Origin of the sequence: Mucilaginibacter sp. dw_454, assembly GCF_018449775.1 — a bacterium.
Taxonomy (GTDB): domain Bacteria; phylum Bacteroidota; class Bacteroidia; order Sphingobacteriales; family Sphingobacteriaceae; genus Mucilaginibacter.
In genome coordinates, this window is sequence record NZ_JAAVVB010000009.1 from 1 (window position 1) to 17,433 (window position 17,433).

The window sequence follows — 17,433 nt, forward strand, 5'->3', positions numbered from 1 at the left end:
CGCACACGAAGTGCCGCGGGGTGAGTCCCCCGCTAGCTATTCATCAACGCCTGAAACCGTTCCACAAACAAGCCCACATGATAGCCGTCGGCCAGGCCGTGATGCACATGCACAGAAACCGGCATGGTCTTTTTACCATGTACCTGCGTCATTTTACCAAACGAGATCTTCGGGCAGCTATCCGGAAAGCCGAATGCCCTGGCGTGCGATAGCGAAGTAAAATCTAACCAGGGTAATGCCGAGAAATGAATATCATTCGCGCCTTCTGCCGATGGTATCAAACCTGTAGCCTTACTGGTTTTCTCCATTTCGCTTTTAGCCTGTTCAATAAACTGTTGCTCGTCTTCAAAATAATTAAAGTAAGCAAAACCAAAGGTGCCATCGGGTCGGTTGGTGGTGGTGGCTACGTTTACCTGGTCATATAAATAAACCTCGCCGCTGATGATCCGGTACTTGAAATTTTCCACCTCGTTAGCTGCTTTTAGGGCGCGATATAGGTAGTACAGAAAGAAAGATTGGTTCTTTTCTTTTGCATTTTGATAGGCTTGTGTGCAATCAATCGAAATCACAACTCCCCAAAACGGCTCTTCGAATTTTGTGAATAAATTGAAGTGGTCTTTGCGTACCCAGCTTTCTAAATCAATTAGTTTTTTCATCTTTGTTTAGCTTCCGCAGACAAATGTCCGTAAGTATTCAATCAATTAAAAGGACATTTGTCCGAACAGATAAATATGCTGCCCACCAATCAATCTTTTCTTGAATATATTGAGCAAGCCTACAATGCCAAGCCGGGGCAGGATACTATTGCTTTAAAGCAGTTCACAAAGCAGCATCAACTGGTAATACAGGGCCAGCAACTAAGCAAGATCTATTTGATTAAAGAGGGTATTACCAAATGCTTTTTTTATGAGGATAACGACAAAGAATTCATCGTTGAGTTTTTAAGCAAAGGAGAGATTATTGGCGAAATAGAGGGCATTAAAAAGAACCGGGCCATGTGCACTGTAGAGGCCATAACCGATGTCGAGGCTTATTCCATGTCTGTTGCTTATTTTCGGGAACTGCTGGAAAAAGATCTGCAGTTTAACCACCTGCTCATAGACGTTTTCGCGCAGCGAATTATTAACACCGCCACCCGCGCCTCTTTTCAACAACTATATACGGTCGCGCATAGTTTGTTAAAGCTTCAGCAATTGATCGGCAAGTTGGATATTAAACTTTCTAAGGATGATATGGCCGCTTATCTGGGTATTAATATCCGGAGTTTGAACAGGGCGTTGAAAGAATTAGGTAATGAATAATTTGTTTCTGGCGCAAGCGTCCGCTTGTGACACGCTATTAAGGCACAAGCGGACGCTTGCGCCAGACAATGATATTATTAAGTTGTCATTGCGAGCGTAGCGCGGCAATCGCACGCGTTCCCGACCTACTTGCGATTGCCACGCTCGTTCCTCGCTCGCAATGACAAATATTGCTGTTAATACATATGCGCATTAGCACTCACCCAAGCGCTCAGTCCTGCATCTTCAGTCTTAGTAGTAAGCAACTTCACAAAACCCGGCAGATTGCCGCTTTGGGTTAGCTTATAAAAGTAGTCGGCATAAAAAGTATCAAAGAAGTTTTTGGCCGGTTTTTGGGCTGATAGCTGGCCAACTTGCGTAAAAATGGTTTTAAGCTGATACTCTAACAGGGCGTTGCCACTCAGTTTTTTTGCCTGGCCCGAGGCTACGCTGGCTGATATAATACTGTTGAGCTTAACATTTTCTGCAATAGAAGGCCCCTCGGCTTTTAATACGCCGCCTTTCAGGATGCTTTGCATATTGGTAAGGGCTTCGTCGCTTTTTTCGCCGTTGGGTTCAATTAACAAGAAGTTGCAGAACGCCAGCAACGCATTGGCGCGTTTGTTTTGGTGAAAAGTTACCAGCCCATACAAGCGCTGGCTGTTGGCATGTTTTGGGTCGATCTTGATCGATTCGATAGCGGCCAGCTCGGCTTGTGCATATTGCTTATCGCGGAAATAGGCAATGCCTAAATTAAAGTTCAGGTTTTGGTCCTGCGGAAAAGTATTCAAACCGGCTTTATAAGTGGCAATAGCCTTTTGCGGCTGATTACTTTTATCATAAATACTGCCCAGCAAACTATAAGCGGCATTAGTGTAGTTTGAATTTGTTTTCACCACATTCTCCAGGTAAGGGATACCATCTGTGGCTTTGTTGTCGTTTACCAGCCCGAGCGCTGCTTTATAGTTGGTGGCCGGGTCGTCGGTGTCTTGCGCAAATGTGCGGGTTGCGGTTAATAAACTAAAGGCAGTTATCAGTAGGAGAAGGGTAGCTTTCATTATAATTATTCTGTTTGTCGTTTTGTGTTTTTTGTCCAGTTAACAAACGCAGTCATTTTATCCGGGTGGCTCTTTAGCCAGGCATCATTGTCGGGCGATGCATTTAAACTGATTAGATGAACAAATGTATCCATGTTTTCTGTGGCGGCTAAAGCATCAAAAAAATCGCCATAATATTTAGAAAAAAATGGCGACCCATATTGGTCCTGCTGCTCCTTTATCGCTTTAAAAATCGATGTTAACTGTAAAGTTAACGAATCAACTGGTGTAAGGTTTGTTTTTCCGGCTACCGCCGCCGTAGCAGACTTTATTAAAAGCTCTTGCTGCATTTTAGCAATCGGATCTGTTATTATCGTAGCCTTGGGGTTAGGCTTTAGCATAAATTTCAATAAGCGGTAAGATTCAGCTGCGTTTTTATCACCGGGCTTTGCCCACATCAGGTGCGTTGATAACCCTAACACGGCTTCTGCGTTTCTACCCTGGCACATTGCAGCAATGCCATAAAATTGCTGGTTATTGGAAAAGTGGTCATTAAGCTTTATCGACTCAGCCTCGGCAGACTCGGCCTGTGCAAATTTTCGCCCGTTAAGATAAGCCGATCCGAGGCTATACCAAACCTGCGGATTCCGGGGCATAAGCGCTGCAGCTTTCGAGTAAAGCGCAGTTGCTTTGTCAAACTCGCGGTTGATGCTATAAATATCGCCCATATATTCGTATGCGTTGGGATACAACGTATTGGTTATAGTGGTAAGCTTTTCAAAACACGGGAGGGCTTCATCGCGCTTGCCGGTTACTAATAAGCAAAAGCCTTTATTAAACAGCGCATCTGTATTAACCGGATCAATTTTTAAAAGTTCGTCAAATTTAACAGATGCCTCCGTCATCTTTCTTTGCTTTAAAAGATCTTTCGCCTCTTTCATTAACGTTGGCACATCTTTGACCGTGTCTTGGGCAAATACGGCTATCGAACTAAAAAGTAGAATTAATAGTAAAAAAGGTTTGAAATAGTAATGCATAAGATTAGGTTATCTTTTGATTTTATAGGGACTGCTTTGTTATTACTCCGTTTGCCTCTTTTCGGTATTTAGCCAGGTATTGAACGCCTTGATATTATCCGGATGCGCTTTTAGCCAGGCCAGGTTTTCCTGCGGAGATAGACTTACACTTACAAAACGAGTGTAAACATCCATATAATCTGTCGCCGCTATATCGCCAAAAAAGTTTCCGAAATATTTAGAAAAAAATGGCGAGCCGTATTGGTCCTCCTGGGTTTTGATGGCTTTGTAGGCGGCAGTAAGCTGCATGGTCAGTGAATCGGTAGCGGTTAGGTTTGTTTTTCCTGCGGTTGAGGAGGTTACTGCCTGTGCAATGGTTTCCTGCTGTAACTTGGCCATCGCATCAGCTTTTGGATCTGGATTAGCATGCAGTATCGCTTTGATGAACATACAATCGGGCGCAGCCTGTCTTGGCGGCGGACCCAACATCAGGAAGTTGGAGAAACCCAGCAATGCCTGTGCATTTTTTCCTTGCAGATAACAAGCCACTGCATAAATATGATGGCTGCCCGCATGTCGCCTATCTATTTTGATTGACTCGGTTGCGGCTTGTTCTGCCTGTGTATATTTTTTTTGCCTGGTGTAAGATACGGCCAGGTTAAACCATAAGTTTCTGTCCCTCGGCGATACCGCTATCCCTTCGGTATAGTATTTGGTAGCCTTGTCAAAATCGCCTTTTACATCATATATATTAGCTAATGCGGCATAGGCTTGCGGCATTTTAGCAATAGCTATAACTTTCTCAAAGAGCGGTACAGCATCATCATTTTTACCGGAGACGGAAAGTGTGAAACCTTTTTCATAAAGAACGCCCATGTTGTCTGGTGCAGCCTTCAGCACTTCGTCGTAGTTGGCAATGGCTTCGGCAAATTTACCGGCATCGCTTAGCTTTAACCCGGCTTTCATTAACGAATCGAGGTGAGGAGGCAACTGTTGAGCAAACGATGCAACCGAGCAGATGAATAAGCTTAATGTAAGCAGTAATTTGTGATAAGATTTCATTATGGTTTAGCTAAGTGGTTTACTCTTTAAATGTAGCAAGGGTTATTAACTAAAACAATCAAAATGTTCAAAACTTTACTTTCAGCGCGGGTTATATTTTGCAATTTTCGCAATTCATTTATCGTGACAAGTTATTTATTTATGAAATTAGTTAAACAAAGCCTGCTAACTGTTAGTCTTTCGATGCTTTTAATGGCATCATGTTCATCAAGCGGCGACAAAGCAAATTCGTTCTTTAGCCCGCCCGAAAAAATTAAACCGTTAGATACTAAGGCTCTGTTAGCTTATAATCCTAAAAATGCCGATAAACAGATAGATGCTTTTATGCAACATCTGCACAAAAATGCAGGGTTTAACGGTAACGTATTGGTGGCAAAAAACGGAAAGATAGTTTACCAAAACGCTTTTGGTTGGGCTAACTACCCCAATCAGGACAGCCTGACGCTAAACTCTCAGTTTGAATTGGCATCTGTCAGCAAAACGATGACGTCGACCGCTATTTTGCAGTTAATGGAACGTGGAAAGCTGCACCTTAGCGACTCTGTTCAGCAGTTCTTTCCTAATTTTCCGTATCATGGCGTAACTATCCGTATGCTGCTTACGCATCGCTCGGGCCTGCCTAACTATGTATATGCAATTGATGATGTTTTTCGCAAAGAACATCGCGACCAGAAAAAAGGTGTCACGAATCAGCAAATGATGGATTTACTGGCGCAGTACAAGCCCGCACGTTATAATTTGCCCGATAAAGGTTACCATTACAACAACTCCAACTTTATGGTATTGGGCTCTATCATAGAGAAGGTAACACATATATCGTATGCAGATTATATGATGCAAAACGTTTTTTTGCCGGCCGGCATGAAGCATACCAATGTATACTCTAAGGCTACTTACGACAAAATACCTACCAAAGTATTAGGACATGATCGTAACAGCTGGCGATACTCGGTAGCACAGAACTACCTGGACGGCCCCGTTGGTGATAAAGGTATTTATAGTACCGTAGCCGATCTTTTCTTGTTTGACCGTGCGCTGCGTGCCGGCTTGCTCATTAAACAGGCCACACAAGATTCGGCTTATACCAATCGTGTTCCGTTAAAGAACGGTCATTTTGGTTACGGTTATGGCTGGCATTTGTTTGAGGCACCTAACGAGAAAGTGGTTTACCACACCGGTTGGTGGCACGGCTTTCGGCACAATTTTCTGCGTGATATGAAGGAAGATGTTGTAATTATATTGCTGGATAACATGACCAATGGTAGCCTGCTACATCTTGATGATCTGTTTAAAATGACCGGTATGCCTGTAATACGTGCAGGAGCTTACGGCCGCGACGGCGAGGAAGATGATGAACAGGTACAGGCACCTACAGTTGAAAAGAGACAGAAGCCTGCTAAAAAACAAAAGGAAAAACAGGTAGTCAAACACAGCAACGTTAAAAAACACAAAGCACATAAACATTAAGTTGTAAACACTGTTTTTTAAAGGGAAAGGAGTTAACATGTTCGACAAAATATTAGAAGCACAACAAAAAGCAGGCGAGGCGAAAACTCGCTTAGATTCCATCAGCGTAACCGGTACTGCCGAGGGTGGTAAAATCAGTGTTACCGCCAATGCCAATAAGGTAATTAAAGCTATTACTATCGACCCTGACTTTTTTAAAGAGGCTGATAAGGAAGAGCTGGAAGAACTGGTTACCATAGCCGTAAACAAGGCCCTGGAGCAAGCCGAAAACGTTAGCCAGGCCGAAATGGCCGCCGTTACCAAAGATATGTTTGGCGGCCTGGGCGGCATGTTTAACAAATAATAATATTCTGTCATTGCGAGGAGGAACGACGAAGCAATCGCACGCGCTTATTCGCATCCTCCTTGCGATTGCCACGCTTCGCTCGCAATGACAGCACTCTTTTGAATTAAAAACCACACCATATGAAAACCACTTTTTACGGGCAATCAACCGTTATGATTGAGACCGAAGGAAAAAAACTGTTGTTTGATCCTTTCATTTCGCCAAACCCGGCGGCTAAACACATCGATATTCATAGCCTTAAGCCGGATTATATCCTGGTATCACACGGCCACGGCGACCACGTAGCCGACCTGGTTGCTATCCAGAAAAGCAGCGGTGCGCAGATTATCTGTATTGCCGAAATTGGCGGCTGGCTGGGCAAGCAGGGCATCGAAGCGCATGGCATGAACATAGGCGGCAATGCTTATTTTGATTTTGGCCGTGTTAAAATGGTAAACGCCATCCACTCCAGCACTATGCCCGACGGCGCGGCAGGTGGTAATCCTGCTGGTTTTGTGATCTATTCAGAAGGCAAGGCCATTTATTTTGCGGGCGACACAGCCTTAACCTACGACATGAAGCTATTGGAAGATGAAAATCTGGACTGGGCCTACCTACCTATAGGCGACTACTACACCATGGGTGTTGATGACGCTGTTAAAGCGGCTAAATTCATCAACTGTAAAAATATCATCGGCATCCATTTCGATACTTTCCCGGTGATTGCTATAGATAACCAGGAAGCATTGGACAAATTCACTGAGGCTGGCTTGAATTTAAAGTTGCTGGCTTTGGAGGAATCTATCGAATTATAACCCCATCTGTCATTGCGAGCGTAGCGTGGCAATCGCGAATATTGCACCCTTGCGATTGCCACGCTCGTTCCTCGCTCGCAATGACAATAAGGGCCAACTCACAACAAAAAAGCCTCTCAGAAATTAATCCTGAGAGGCTTTTATATTTTATAAAGCTGTAATTATGCCAGCTTTCGTTTAACTTCTACGTTTTCGTAAGCTTCAACAATGTCGCCTACTTCAATGTTGTTAAAGTTTTGAATGTTCAGACCGCACTCGTAGTTGGCGTTCACTTCTTTTACGTCGTCTTTGAAACGTTTTAATGAAGCCAGTTCGCCGGTGTAGATAACCACACCCTCGCGGATAATGCGGATCTTGCTGTTACGGGTAATTTTACCGTCTAACACCATACAACCTGCAATGGTACCCACTTTGCTGATCTTGAACGTTTCGCGAATCTCAACATTGGCAACAATCTTCTCTTCGAATGTTGGCGCCAACATACCTTCCATCGCCGCTTTGATCTCGTTGATCGCGTCGTAGATGATAGAGTATAACCTGATGTCGATTTGCTCGGCCTCGGCCAGTTTACGCGCACCGCCTGACGGGCGCACCTGGAAACCGATGATGATCGCATCTGATGCAGATGCCAGCAATACGTCCGATTCTGAGATCTGACCCACTGCCTTCGAGATCACATTTACCTGGATCTGCTCGGTAGATAGTTTCAGCAATGAATCTGCCAAAGCTTCGATTGAACCATCCACGTCACCCTTAACAATAATATTCAGCTCCTTGAAGTTACCAACCGCTAAACGACGGCCAATCTCATCCAAAGTAATGTGTTTCTGTGTACGTAAACCTTGCTCGCGTTGTAATTGTAAGCGTTTGTTGGCAATTTCGCGTGCTTCAGTTTCACTGTCTAATACGTTAAATTTATCGCCAGCTGTTGGTGCGCCTTGCATACCCAATACCTGTACCGGTGTTGACGGGCCTGCAGATTCTACACGCTGACCACGCTCATTGGTTAAAGCTTTAACACGTCCGCTGTAGCAACCAGCCAGAATAGGATCACCTACTTTTAAACGGCCAGCCTGTACCAGGATGGTGGTAACAATACCACGGCCCTTATCTAACGCTGCCTCAATAACAGTACCTACGGCACGTTTATTAGGGTTAGCGGTTAGTTCTAACAGTTCGGCTTCTAATAATACTTTCTCAAGTAATAGCTCCACATTCAAACCGGTTTTAGCCGAGATCTCTTGTGTCTGATATTTACCACCCCACTCTTCAACCAAAATATTCATGGCCGATAGTTGCTCACGTACCTTATCGGCGTTAGCACCCGGGCGATCCATTTTGTTAAAGGCGAAGATAATAGGAGCGCCTGCGGCCTGCGCGTGGTTTATAGCCTCGCGGGTTTGCGGCATCACGCTATCGTCTGCAGCAATTACAATGATAACAATATCTGTTACCTGTGCACCCCTGGCACGCATAGCGGTAAACGCTTCGTGGCCCGGTGTATCCAGGAATGTAATTTTGCCTTTGTCGCCAGGCAGGGTTACCTCATAGGCACCGATGTGCTGGGTAATACCACCGGCTTCGCCGCCAATAACGTTAGTTTTACGTATAAAGTCCAACAGGGATGTTTTACCATGATCGACGTGACCCATGATGGTAACAATCGGCGCACGAGGAACCAGGTCTCCCGGTTCATCAGGCTGATCAAGGATAAATTCCTCGTCCTGTGGTTTAACAAACTCAATCTGGTAACCAAACTCATCAGCAACAATGCTTAGGGTTTCGGCGTCCAAACGTTGGTTAATGGATACAAACATGCCCAGGCTCATACAGGTAGAAATGATCTGTGTTACAGAAACATCCATCATGATAGCCAGCTCATTCGCGGTAACAAACTCGGTAACTTTCAGCACTTTTGATTGTGCATCTTCCGCCATTTGTAATTCGTCCGCATTTGCAGCCACATCATCACGTTTTTGACGACGGAACTTAGCACGCTGTGCAAACTTACCAGACTTACCGGCACCGCTTAAACGGGCAAGTGTAGCCTTAATTTGGTCTTGTATGTCTTTTTCTGTAGGCTCTTCTTTTGGAGTAGAAGGAGCGTTACGATTGAAATTATTATTGGGGCGATTACCTTGATAACCTCCGCCTTGACCCGGCGGGCGGTTGTTAAAGTTAGGGCGCTGGCCGTTATTGTTATTATTATTGTTGTTATTGCCGCCACCTTGCTGGCCACCACCACCTTGAGGGTTGGTGCCTTGCTGTTGGTTGTTGTTTGGCGCACCCGGACCACCCTGACCAGGGCCGTCTTTACGTTTACGCTTACGTTTTTGGTCGGCGTTGGTGTTTGATGACGACGCTACCGGGTTACGTTTTGGTGCAACAGGTAAAGTTATCTTACCAACAATATTTGGTCCGCTAAGGCGCTCTGCCTTTGCTCTGATTACGTCTTCGCCTTCACCATTTCCGGTGTTTGGTTCTTCGGCAGCAGGTTTAACCGCTACAGGTGCAACAGGTGCTTTCGGCGCTTCAGTTTTTGGTGCTTCCGTCGCAACTACGGGTTTAACCTCTGCAACCGGTTCAGGCGCTTTAGGCGCTTCGGGTGCAGGTGCTGGTACCGGTTTAACTTCTGCAACCGGTTCTGGTGCTTTTGGCTCTTCTTTAGCTTTTTCGGCCGGTTTGGCGTTCAGGTTGTCAAGGTCTATTTTACCTACAACTTTAACTCCGCGGCGCTCATCAGTGCTTTCCTCGGCCTTTACAGGCTCTGGTGCAGCTGCCGGTGTTACGGGTGCCGGGGCCGGCTTTTCTGGTGCCGGTGGCGCAGCAGTAAAGTTTCCTGCGTTCTTAATCAGGATCTCTTCGTTCTCGAAATCCCTTGAACGGCGGGTCTCCACCGGTTTTTCAGGAACAGCCGCAGCTTCGTCTTTACGTATCTTGCCGATACTGATTTGCTTTGCTTCTTCCTTAATGCTTTTATCAACAGCAAACTCTTTTAACAAAGTATTGTACATGTCGTTATCCAGCTTCGCCATAGGTTGTTTTTCAACCTTATAGCCTTTTGAAGCAAGGAAATCAACAATGGTACCCATACCAATGTTAAGCTCTTTTACTGCTTTAAATAATTTTATCGATTTGTCTTCTGACATTTATTATTACTTTCTCTGCTTGATTTTATGCAAAAATACGATTTTTAATTCGCTTAATTGTTTTTATTCAAATTCTGCTTGCAATACTGATAGAACTTCTTTGATAGTTTCTTCTTCTAAATCGGTACGTTTTACCAATTCATGAACAGTTAACGCTAAAACTGATTTTGCTGTGTCTAAACCAATGCGTTTAAACTCGTCCAAAATCCAGCTATCAATCTCGTCTGAGAATTCTTCAATATCCACATCCTCGTCGTGCTCATCGGCCTCACGGTAAACGTCGATCTCGTAGCCTGTCAATTTGCCTGCCAATTTAATGTTATGGCCACCACGACCGATAGCTAATGATACCTGGTCTGGTTTCAAATACACCGCGGCAGTTTTTTTCTCGTCGTCTAACTTGATCGAAGTGATCTTAGCCGGCGATAAAGCACGCTGTATATATAACTGTGTATTATTGGTAAAGTTGATTACGTCGATGTTCTCATTTTTCAACTCGCGAACGATACCGTGGATACGTGAACCTTTCATACCTACGCAGGCACCAACCGGGTCAATACGGTCATCGTACGATTCAACAGCTACTTTAGCTCTTTCTCCCGGCTCGCGAACAATCTTTTTGATCGTGATCAGACCATCAAAAATCTCCGGAACTTCAAGCTCAAATAAACGCTGTAAGAACTCTGGCGCAGTACGGGAGATGATGATCTTAGGATTGCTGTTCATCATGTCTACTTTGTAAACAATTGCTTTTACGCTGTCGCCTTTTTTGAAGTAATCGGCAGGTATTTGCTCTGTTTTTGGTAATAAAAGCTCGTTGCCTTCATCATCCAATACCAAAGTTTCTTTTTTCCAAACCTGGTAAACCTCGCCGGTAACTATCTCACCCACACGGTCCTTGTATTTTTTGAAGATCTCGTCTTTCTCCAGTTCCAGAATTTTTGAAACCAGTGTTTGGCGTGCAGCTAAAATAGCACGACGGCCAAAGCTCTCTAAAGTGATCTGTTCGATATACTCGTCGCCAACTTCCAGGTCCTCGTCTAATTTCTTAGCTTCAGCTAATTCAATTTCCAGGTCGTCGTCCTCACTAAACCCGTCTTCCATAACCACACGTGTGCGCCAAATTTCCAAGTCACCATTGTCGGTGTTTACAATCACGTCACAGTTTTCGTCGTTGCCGTATTTTTTACGGATCATGCTTCTGAAAACGTCTTCCAGCACGCTCATCATCGTCGGGCGATCAATGTTTTTGAAATCTTTGAATTCCTGGAATGAATCAATTAAATTAATATTGCTCATTTTTCATTAAAATTATTTGTTCTTAAAGGTAATGAAGCGATCATGAGCGTGTTTTTTAAGCGGCTGCTCATGATGGTTTTCTTACTTAAATGATATTAAAACTTTAGTTTCTGATATTTGCTCTAAGGGGATTACACTTTCAATAACTTCGGCTTTTTTCCCTTTTTCTTTTATTTTTTCTTCAATCATAATGGCATCTTCGGTTAACCCGTTTAAAGTGCCTTCTCTTTTGCTGCCGTCGGCCATTTTAATAGACAACGTACGGCCAATGTTTTTGGTGTATTGTCTGGGCATGGTTAGCGGCATATCTATGCCCGGCGATGAAACCTCCAGGTTATACGCCGTCTCAATTACATTTTCCTCTTCCAGCTTAAAGCCTACGTAACGGCTTACCTGCACACATTCTGCAATACCAACACCCTTATCGCCATCAAGCAGGATGATCAGTTTTCCGTTACTGTGCAGTTTGGCACTCACTAAAAACACATCGGGCCTTTCTATTTCGGCTATCTTTTCGTTAACCAGCTCAATAACCCTTTTTTCAATATTCATTATTCGCCTTCGCTTTTTTCCGTCCCGATGGTCATTGGCCCGGGAATTTTGGTATACTAAAAGAGGGGGCAAATGGCCCCCTCTTTATTAATTAGATGCAAATATAGCTAAAATATTTAAATATTCAAAGCGCTACAGCTTAAAAATCAAATCGGTATAGTGCAATTGCCCCGGCTTGGTGCGCCCGCGCACATAGTCCCAAATAGATTTGTTGCCGGCATAGTTATAATAGCGCAAAAAATAGGTGCGTTGCTTTACAAAAGGCGTATCAGGCGTAAAAACAACGGCGCCGTTGTTAACCAAATACCGACCAGGCTGTGTAGGCTGGTAATCTTTCAGATCCGTATCTGCCGGCAGGCGAGATATAGAAAATAAGCTCTGCCAGTTTTTTATGCTATCGCGATCAATGTCATTTAAAATCACCGGGTCAATGCCGACGATCTTTAATGAGCGATTGCTGTCGATGAGGCTAATATGCACGGCCGATGCAGGCGGCTCATGACGGCATCCCCAACAAAAAAATAACAAAAGAAAAATATAGCGTTTCAAACCTGCGGTATTTTGTAATTAAGTGTTTTTTAGCGATTTTAAACATATCAAAAACGTCATTGCGAGCGAGGTACGAGCGTGGCAATCTCCTGATAAGCGAAATAGCAAATTATCCGGAGATCGCCATGCTACGCTCGCGATGACGTGTCGGTGATGTTTTTAAGTGAAACAAAATATGACCTAAAAGTCATTTTTGGTGTTTCATTTTGTTTCACTCTGTTTTTGTATTTATTTAATAATCAATTATTTGACAAAAAATACTGTTTCACTTGTTTCAGCTGTTGCACACACGCATGAAACAAAACAGCGACGGCTACTGACCCTTCAACGTGGTCTCAAACAGCTTATAGATGCGCTTGTACTCATCGGTCCAGCTGCTGGGCTGTACAAACCCGTGATCTTCTACAGGGTATGAGGCCAGGCTCCAATTATCCTTATGCAGCTCAATCAGTTTCTGACTCAGGCGTACAATGTCCTGGTAGTTTACGTTTTGATCTATCATGCCATGCAGCATCAGCAGGTTGCCTTTCAATCCATCGGCAAAGTATATAGGCGAGCTGGCGCGATAGGCATTCTCGTCATTAAACGGCTCGTTCAGGATCTCTGAGGTATAGCCATGATTGTAATGCGCCCAGTCGGTAACCGAGCGGATAGCGCCGCCTGCGGCAAACACATCAGGCTCGGTAAACATGGCCATCAAAGTCATGAAACCACCGTACGAGCCGCCGTACATGCCCACGTGTTTAGGGTTAACACCATACTTGTCAACCAATAGCTTCACACCGTCTACCTGGTCGGTCAGATCCTTACCACCCATATGGCGGTAGATGGCAGTGCGCCAGTCGCGGCCATAGCCTGCGCTGCCCGAGTAGTCGAGCTGCAGTACGGTATAGCCGTTATCGGTCAGCATGTTGTTAAACATATACTCGCGGAAGTAGTGCTCGCTCCAGCCATACATTACGTTTTGCAGGTAGCCTGCACCATGTACAAATACCACGGCAGGTTTCGACGGATCGGGCTTGGCAGGCAGGTACAGGTGTGCATACACATCGCTACCATAACGGTTCTTAAATGTAATCAGCTGCGGGTCACGCCATGGGTATGACTTGAACTCCTCGGTTAATGAGTTGGTAACCTGCGTGGCGGTAGCGCCGGGCTTATTGGGCTGAATGTACAACTCATCAGGCTTATTGGTATACGAGTAGTTAATAGCCAGCCATTGCTCATCAGGCGATAGGGTGACCGTATTGGTGCCTTTCATCGTAGTCAGCTTAACCGGCTCGCCGCCAGTAACCGGTACCTTATAGAAATGTGTAATGCCGGGATGCTCCATGTTGGCCGTAAAGTAGAAAGTCTTCTTGTCTGCCGATAGCTGCAGGGTCTGCACTTCCGACTTGCCGCTGGTGATTTGCTTCTTACTGCCGTTGGTGACATCCTCGACAAACAGGTGCGCATAGCCGGGATCTTCGCTTTCAAAGTAGATATGCGTATTGTCTACCCAGCCCAACTCATAAAAGCCAGGGCCGCCAACCCAGGCGTCATTATGTTCGCGGTCTAAAGGCGAGAGCTTACCTGTAGCGGCATCCAGCTTCATGATCCAGCGATCCTTATTGTCTTGTGCAATTACCATGGCAACGGCATACTTGCCGTCCTCGCTCCATTGGGTACGGATGATGTTTACTTGGCGATCTTCATTGCGTTTGCTGCGCTGCTCCAACTCCTTTGGGTAATCCTTAAAGTAAGCCGGGATGTCTTTGATCCCCGGAATGCCGGCAACGGATACGCGGTAAACGCTATCTCGCTGGGTATCGAAGATGTATGATTCGGAGGTATTCTCTGGTGCCCCAACTTTGGTGCGGTTAGGGATATCCTCTGTAAAACCGGAAGCGGTTACGTAATTAGGCACGTTGGTGCGCTTGGCGTCGGTCGCTATTTTGACCAGGTTATAGGTCACAAACCGTCCGTCCGGGCTTAGCGTGGTGCCGCTTACAAACTCATCACCAACGGCTATTTCTTTCAGTTTCCTGACTTCGAACTGCTTGGCCTGAATGGAATCCAGCTTGCGGTCCTTTTCTCTTACTTTGATGATGTCAAACACCTCTAGTTGCTCAGCTTTTAGCCAACGTTCCTGCTCGCTGCCTGCTGCCTGGGTTTGGGCAGCACGTGCAGCTCCTCCGCTACCACCCAGCCCACTACGGCGACCACCGCCGCCCGTCGGGCCTGCCGGTGCCGCAGGCGCTGCTGCGGAGTGTACGAAATTGGTGATCTGCACCAACTCGCCATTATTGATATTTAAAGAATATAAGTTATCGGCACGGCTGAAGATCACCTTGCTTTGGTCGGCGCTGAAAGATGGATTTCCTTCGCGCTCGGTGGTGGCAGTCAGTTGGCGTGTCTTGCCGGTTTTGATGTCTAAGAGAAACAGGTCCCCATTCTTTTCATAGAGCTTTTGGGTGTGGATCTTGTTCCACTCGCCGTTCTCGGTGGTGAAGGTGCGCTGTTCGTCAATACCGATTTTCGTCGGTTTGGTGCTTGCCGGCGTGACGGCAAATAGCTCATCGCGATCGGTACTGTTTGGGTTCCAGTTAAAGTAGAGTTTCTTGCTGTCATCGCTCCAATGAATGTTGGAGGGTGCCACGCCCATCCATTTTGGGTCGCGCATGATCTTTTCGACAGTTAGGGTTTCCAGTTTTTGGGCATAGCTTGCCGAACAAATTGGGATAAGTAGTGCAGTTAATAAGCGTTTCATAAATTCAGTTAATGATGACAAGTTACTAATTTTGACTGATTACTTTTATATATGGAACTACAAGGCGACGGATTTAAACTTAGGACCTGGCAACTGCAGGACGCAACCGCCCTGCAAGAGCATGCCAACAATAGCAACGTGTCACGATACCTATCTGATCGCTTTCCATATCCTTATACGTTGGAGGATGCCAATTTCTTCATCAACCTACAATTGAAGCAGTCGCCGGTAACCAATTTTGTGATCGATATTGATGGTGAACTGGCAGGTGGAATCAGCCTGGAGATGCGCGGCGATGTCTATAGTAAAACTCCAAGATTAGGCTACTGGCTTGGCGAAAAGCATTGGGGTAAAGGCATCATCACCAAAGCAACTCAATTGATATGCGGCTATGGCTTTGCCAAGCTGGATATTATTTGTATCCAGGCGGTTGTTTTCGACCCCAACATTGCCTCTATGCGGGTGCTTGAAAAAGCAGGTTTTATTAAGCAGGGAATCCTGGCAAGGTCGGTAGTTAAAAACGGCGAAGTATTCGATGAGTATATCTATGCCTTATATCAAATTTAACATCGCATCAAACAAAACACATCAAGCGTTAATTTATACCGTATGCTGCCACTACTAACTGCCCAACAGATCCGCGACGCGGATGCTCATACCATCGCTAACGAACCGATCAATTCTGTCGACTTGATGGAGCGTGCCTCGAAAGCGTTTGTGGGTTGGTTTGTGAATAGGTTTGCAGATCGTAATTTAAAGATCGCTGTGTACTGCGGTACAGGCAATAATGGCGGCGACGGGTTGGCTATTGCACGCATGTTGTACAGCCATAAGTATATTAATGTAGCTATTAAGGTGGCGCGCTTCTCTGAAAAGTCGACAAATGATTTTAATGCCAATCTAAATCGCATTACGCAAATGGGGCTTGAGCTACATGAGTTAAAGCCTGACACCCCTTTTCTAACTGAAAATGCCGATATCATAATAGATGCTTTACTGGGTAGCGGCATTAACAAACCCTTATCGGGCGACTATAAGCGCCTTGCCGATTTTATCAATGATCTGCATAAAACTGTAGTAGCTGTGGACGTACCCACCGGTTTTTATACAGATGGCGAAATGGACAAAGATGCTACAGTAGTTCACGCCGACCTGGTGATCACTTTTCAGCAACCAAAGGTCAATTTCTTGCTGCCTGAATCTGCGCCACATATTAAGTGCTGGGAGGTCGTTAACATCGGGATTGATGAAGGGTTTATCCAATCGCTTAAATCGCCTTACCAGTTTTTAGAAGAAAAGGATATCCGCAGTATACTCAAGCCACGTCATCGTTTTAGCAATAAAGGCACGTATGGTCATGCTTTGATTATTGCCGGGCAGGCTAAAACAATGGGTGCCGCTTTACTAAGTTCGGCAGGATGTTCCTACGCGGGAGCGGGGCTAACCACCGCCTGTATACCCGAAAGTGGTTTAATTGCTTTGAATACATATCAACCAGAGGCTATGGCTATCATACGTAAGGAAAGTATGTTGCCTGAGATAGAATGGGATAAATTCAGCACCATTGGCATAGGCCCGGGTTTGGGCAAAGGTGACGATGCCTTAAAACTGTTTACCACAGTTTTAAAAAACTACAAAAAGCCAATCGTTATTGACGCTGATGCATTAAATATCCTGGCTGCCAACCCAAAGCTTTGGAGTAAAGTACCTGCGGGCAGCATCGTTACCCCGCACATGAAAGAGTTCGACCGTTTGTTTGGCGATCATGACAATTGGTGGCAAAGGCTGCAAAGCGCTATCGAAAATGCCAAAAAGTACAACATCAACATCGTGCTTAAAAATGATTATACGCTGGTGGCTACGCCGGAAGGAAAGGTTTATTTTAATTCCACCAGCAATGCCGCGATGGCTACCGGGGGTATGGGCGATGTTTTGACCGGGATTATTACCTCGCTGTTGGCGCAGAAATATACCCCGGCAGAAGCCTGCATACTGGGTGTTTATATCCACGGAAAAGCGGGCGATGAATTGGCGCTGCCTAACAGAATGAACGTAATTATGCCGGGCAGGCTGGCCGGGCAGTTGCCCATTACCATGGCAAAATTAATGGCATAAAAAAGGCCGCAAGTATTA

At 45.2% G+C, this 17,433-nt stretch carries 15 protein-coding genes; 6 read left to right on the forward strand and 9 right to left on the reverse strand.

The genetic code is table 11. The annotated features are described in order from the left end of the window. Nucleotides 1–32: 32 nt before the first annotated feature. Nucleotides 33–656: a chloramphenicol acetyltransferase gene (locus HB679_RS19845; protein ID WP_214073778.1), complete on the reverse strand. Its 624-nt coding sequence runs from the start codon at nucleotides 654–656 to the stop codon at nucleotides 33–35. 57 nt (nucleotides 657–713) lie between these two features. Here HB679_RS19845 and HB679_RS19850 point away from each other — a divergent pair, with 57 nt between their 5' ends. Beyond that, nucleotides 714–1,301: a Crp/Fnr family transcriptional regulator gene (locus HB679_RS19850; protein ID WP_255547676.1), complete on the forward strand. Its 588-nt coding sequence runs from the start codon at nucleotides 714–716 to the stop codon at nucleotides 1,299–1,301. Nucleotides 1,302–1,477: 176 nt separating this feature from the next. Here the strand turns inward: HB679_RS19850 and HB679_RS19855 are convergent, their stop codons facing one another. The 3 genes from HB679_RS19855 to HB679_RS19865 are packed head-to-tail and all read right to left on the reverse strand — an operon-like array spanning nucleotide 1,478 to nucleotide 4,395. Then, on the reverse strand, nucleotides 1,478–2,338 hold the full coding sequence (locus tag HB679_RS19855; protein ID WP_214073779.1) for a tetratricopeptide repeat protein: 861 nt from the start codon (nucleotides 2,336–2,338) through the stop codon (nucleotides 1,478–1,480). A 5-nt stretch (nucleotides 2,339–2,343) separates the two neighbouring features. Continuing rightward, nucleotides 2,344–3,354 carry a tetratricopeptide repeat protein gene (locus HB679_RS19860; RefSeq protein WP_214073780.1) on the reverse strand — a complete coding sequence of 337 codons (1,011 nt, stop codon included), beginning with the start codon at nucleotides 3,352–3,354 and terminating at the stop codon, nucleotides 2,344–2,346. A gap of 42 nt (nucleotides 3,355–3,396) precedes the next feature. After that, complete coding sequence (locus tag HB679_RS19865; protein ID WP_214073781.1) at nucleotides 3,397–4,395, reverse strand: tetratricopeptide repeat protein; 999 nt, start codon at nucleotides 4,393–4,395, stop codon at nucleotides 3,397–3,399. Between the two features lie 141 nt (nucleotides 4,396–4,536). Here HB679_RS19865 and HB679_RS19870 point away from each other — a divergent pair, with 141 nt between their 5' ends. The 3 genes from HB679_RS19870 to HB679_RS19880 all read left to right on the forward strand — a co-directional run bounded on the left by HB679_RS19870 (nucleotide 4,537) and on the right by HB679_RS19880 (nucleotide 7,002). Further along, nucleotides 4,537–5,862, forward strand: coding sequence for a serine hydrolase domain-containing protein (locus HB679_RS19870; protein ID WP_214073782.1), 1,326 nt, complete (start codon nucleotides 4,537–4,539; stop codon nucleotides 5,860–5,862). A gap of 10 nt (nucleotides 5,863–5,872) precedes the next feature. Then, complete coding sequence (locus tag HB679_RS19875) at nucleotides 5,873–6,205, forward strand: YbaB/EbfC family nucleoid-associated protein (RefSeq protein ID WP_255547683.1); 333 nt, start codon at nucleotides 5,873–5,875, stop codon at nucleotides 6,203–6,205. 122 nt (nucleotides 6,206–6,327) lie between these two features. Next, nucleotides 6,328–7,002, forward strand: a complete 675-nt coding sequence (locus HB679_RS19880) for a metal-dependent hydrolase (RefSeq protein WP_214073784.1) — start codon at nucleotides 6,328–6,330, stop codon at nucleotides 7,000–7,002. Nucleotides 7,003–7,163: 161 nt separating this feature from the next. Here HB679_RS19880 and infB read toward each other — a convergent pair whose 3' ends face one another. From infB to HB679_RS19905, 5 genes are all read right to left on the reverse strand, one after another. After that, a complete protein-coding gene (gene infB, locus HB679_RS19885; protein WP_214073785.1) occupies nucleotides 7,164–10,151 on the reverse strand; it encodes a translation initiation factor IF-2 in 2,988 nt (995 codons plus the stop codon). A 63-nt stretch (nucleotides 10,152–10,214) separates the two neighbouring features. Beyond that, nucleotides 10,215–11,450, reverse strand: a complete 1,236-nt coding sequence (gene nusA / locus HB679_RS19890) for a transcription termination factor NusA (RefSeq protein WP_214073786.1) — start codon at nucleotides 11,448–11,450, stop codon at nucleotides 10,215–10,217. A gap of 81 nt (nucleotides 11,451–11,531) precedes the next feature. After that, nucleotides 11,532–12,002 (reverse strand): ribosome assembly cofactor RimP, encoded by a 471-nt coding sequence (rimP, locus tag HB679_RS19895; RefSeq protein ID WP_214073787.1) that lies wholly within the window; start codon nucleotides 12,000–12,002, stop codon nucleotides 11,532–11,534. 132 nt (nucleotides 12,003–12,134) lie between these two features. Then, nucleotides 12,135–12,551, reverse strand: a complete 417-nt coding sequence (locus HB679_RS19900; RefSeq protein ID WP_214073788.1) for a hypothetical protein — start codon at nucleotides 12,549–12,551, stop codon at nucleotides 12,135–12,137. A 313-nt stretch (nucleotides 12,552–12,864) separates the two neighbouring features. Then, on the reverse strand, nucleotides 12,865–15,300 hold the full coding sequence (locus HB679_RS19905; protein WP_255547677.1) for a prolyl oligopeptidase family serine peptidase: 2,436 nt from the start codon (nucleotides 15,298–15,300) through the stop codon (nucleotides 12,865–12,867). A 51-nt stretch (nucleotides 15,301–15,351) separates the two neighbouring features. On the opposite strand from HB679_RS19905, the gene HB679_RS19910 reads away from it, so the two are divergent. Together HB679_RS19910 and HB679_RS19915 are read left to right on the forward strand one after the other, a co-directional pair. Beyond that, nucleotides 15,352–15,867, forward strand: coding sequence for a GNAT family protein (locus HB679_RS19910; RefSeq protein WP_214073789.1), 516 nt, complete (start codon nucleotides 15,352–15,354; stop codon nucleotides 15,865–15,867). Nucleotides 15,868–15,909: 42 nt separating this feature from the next. Next, entirely contained in the window at nucleotides 15,910–17,415 is a 1,506-nt protein-coding gene (locus HB679_RS19915; protein ID WP_214073790.1) for an NAD(P)H-hydrate dehydratase, read from the forward strand. Nucleotides 17,416–17,433: the final 18 nt, after the last annotated feature.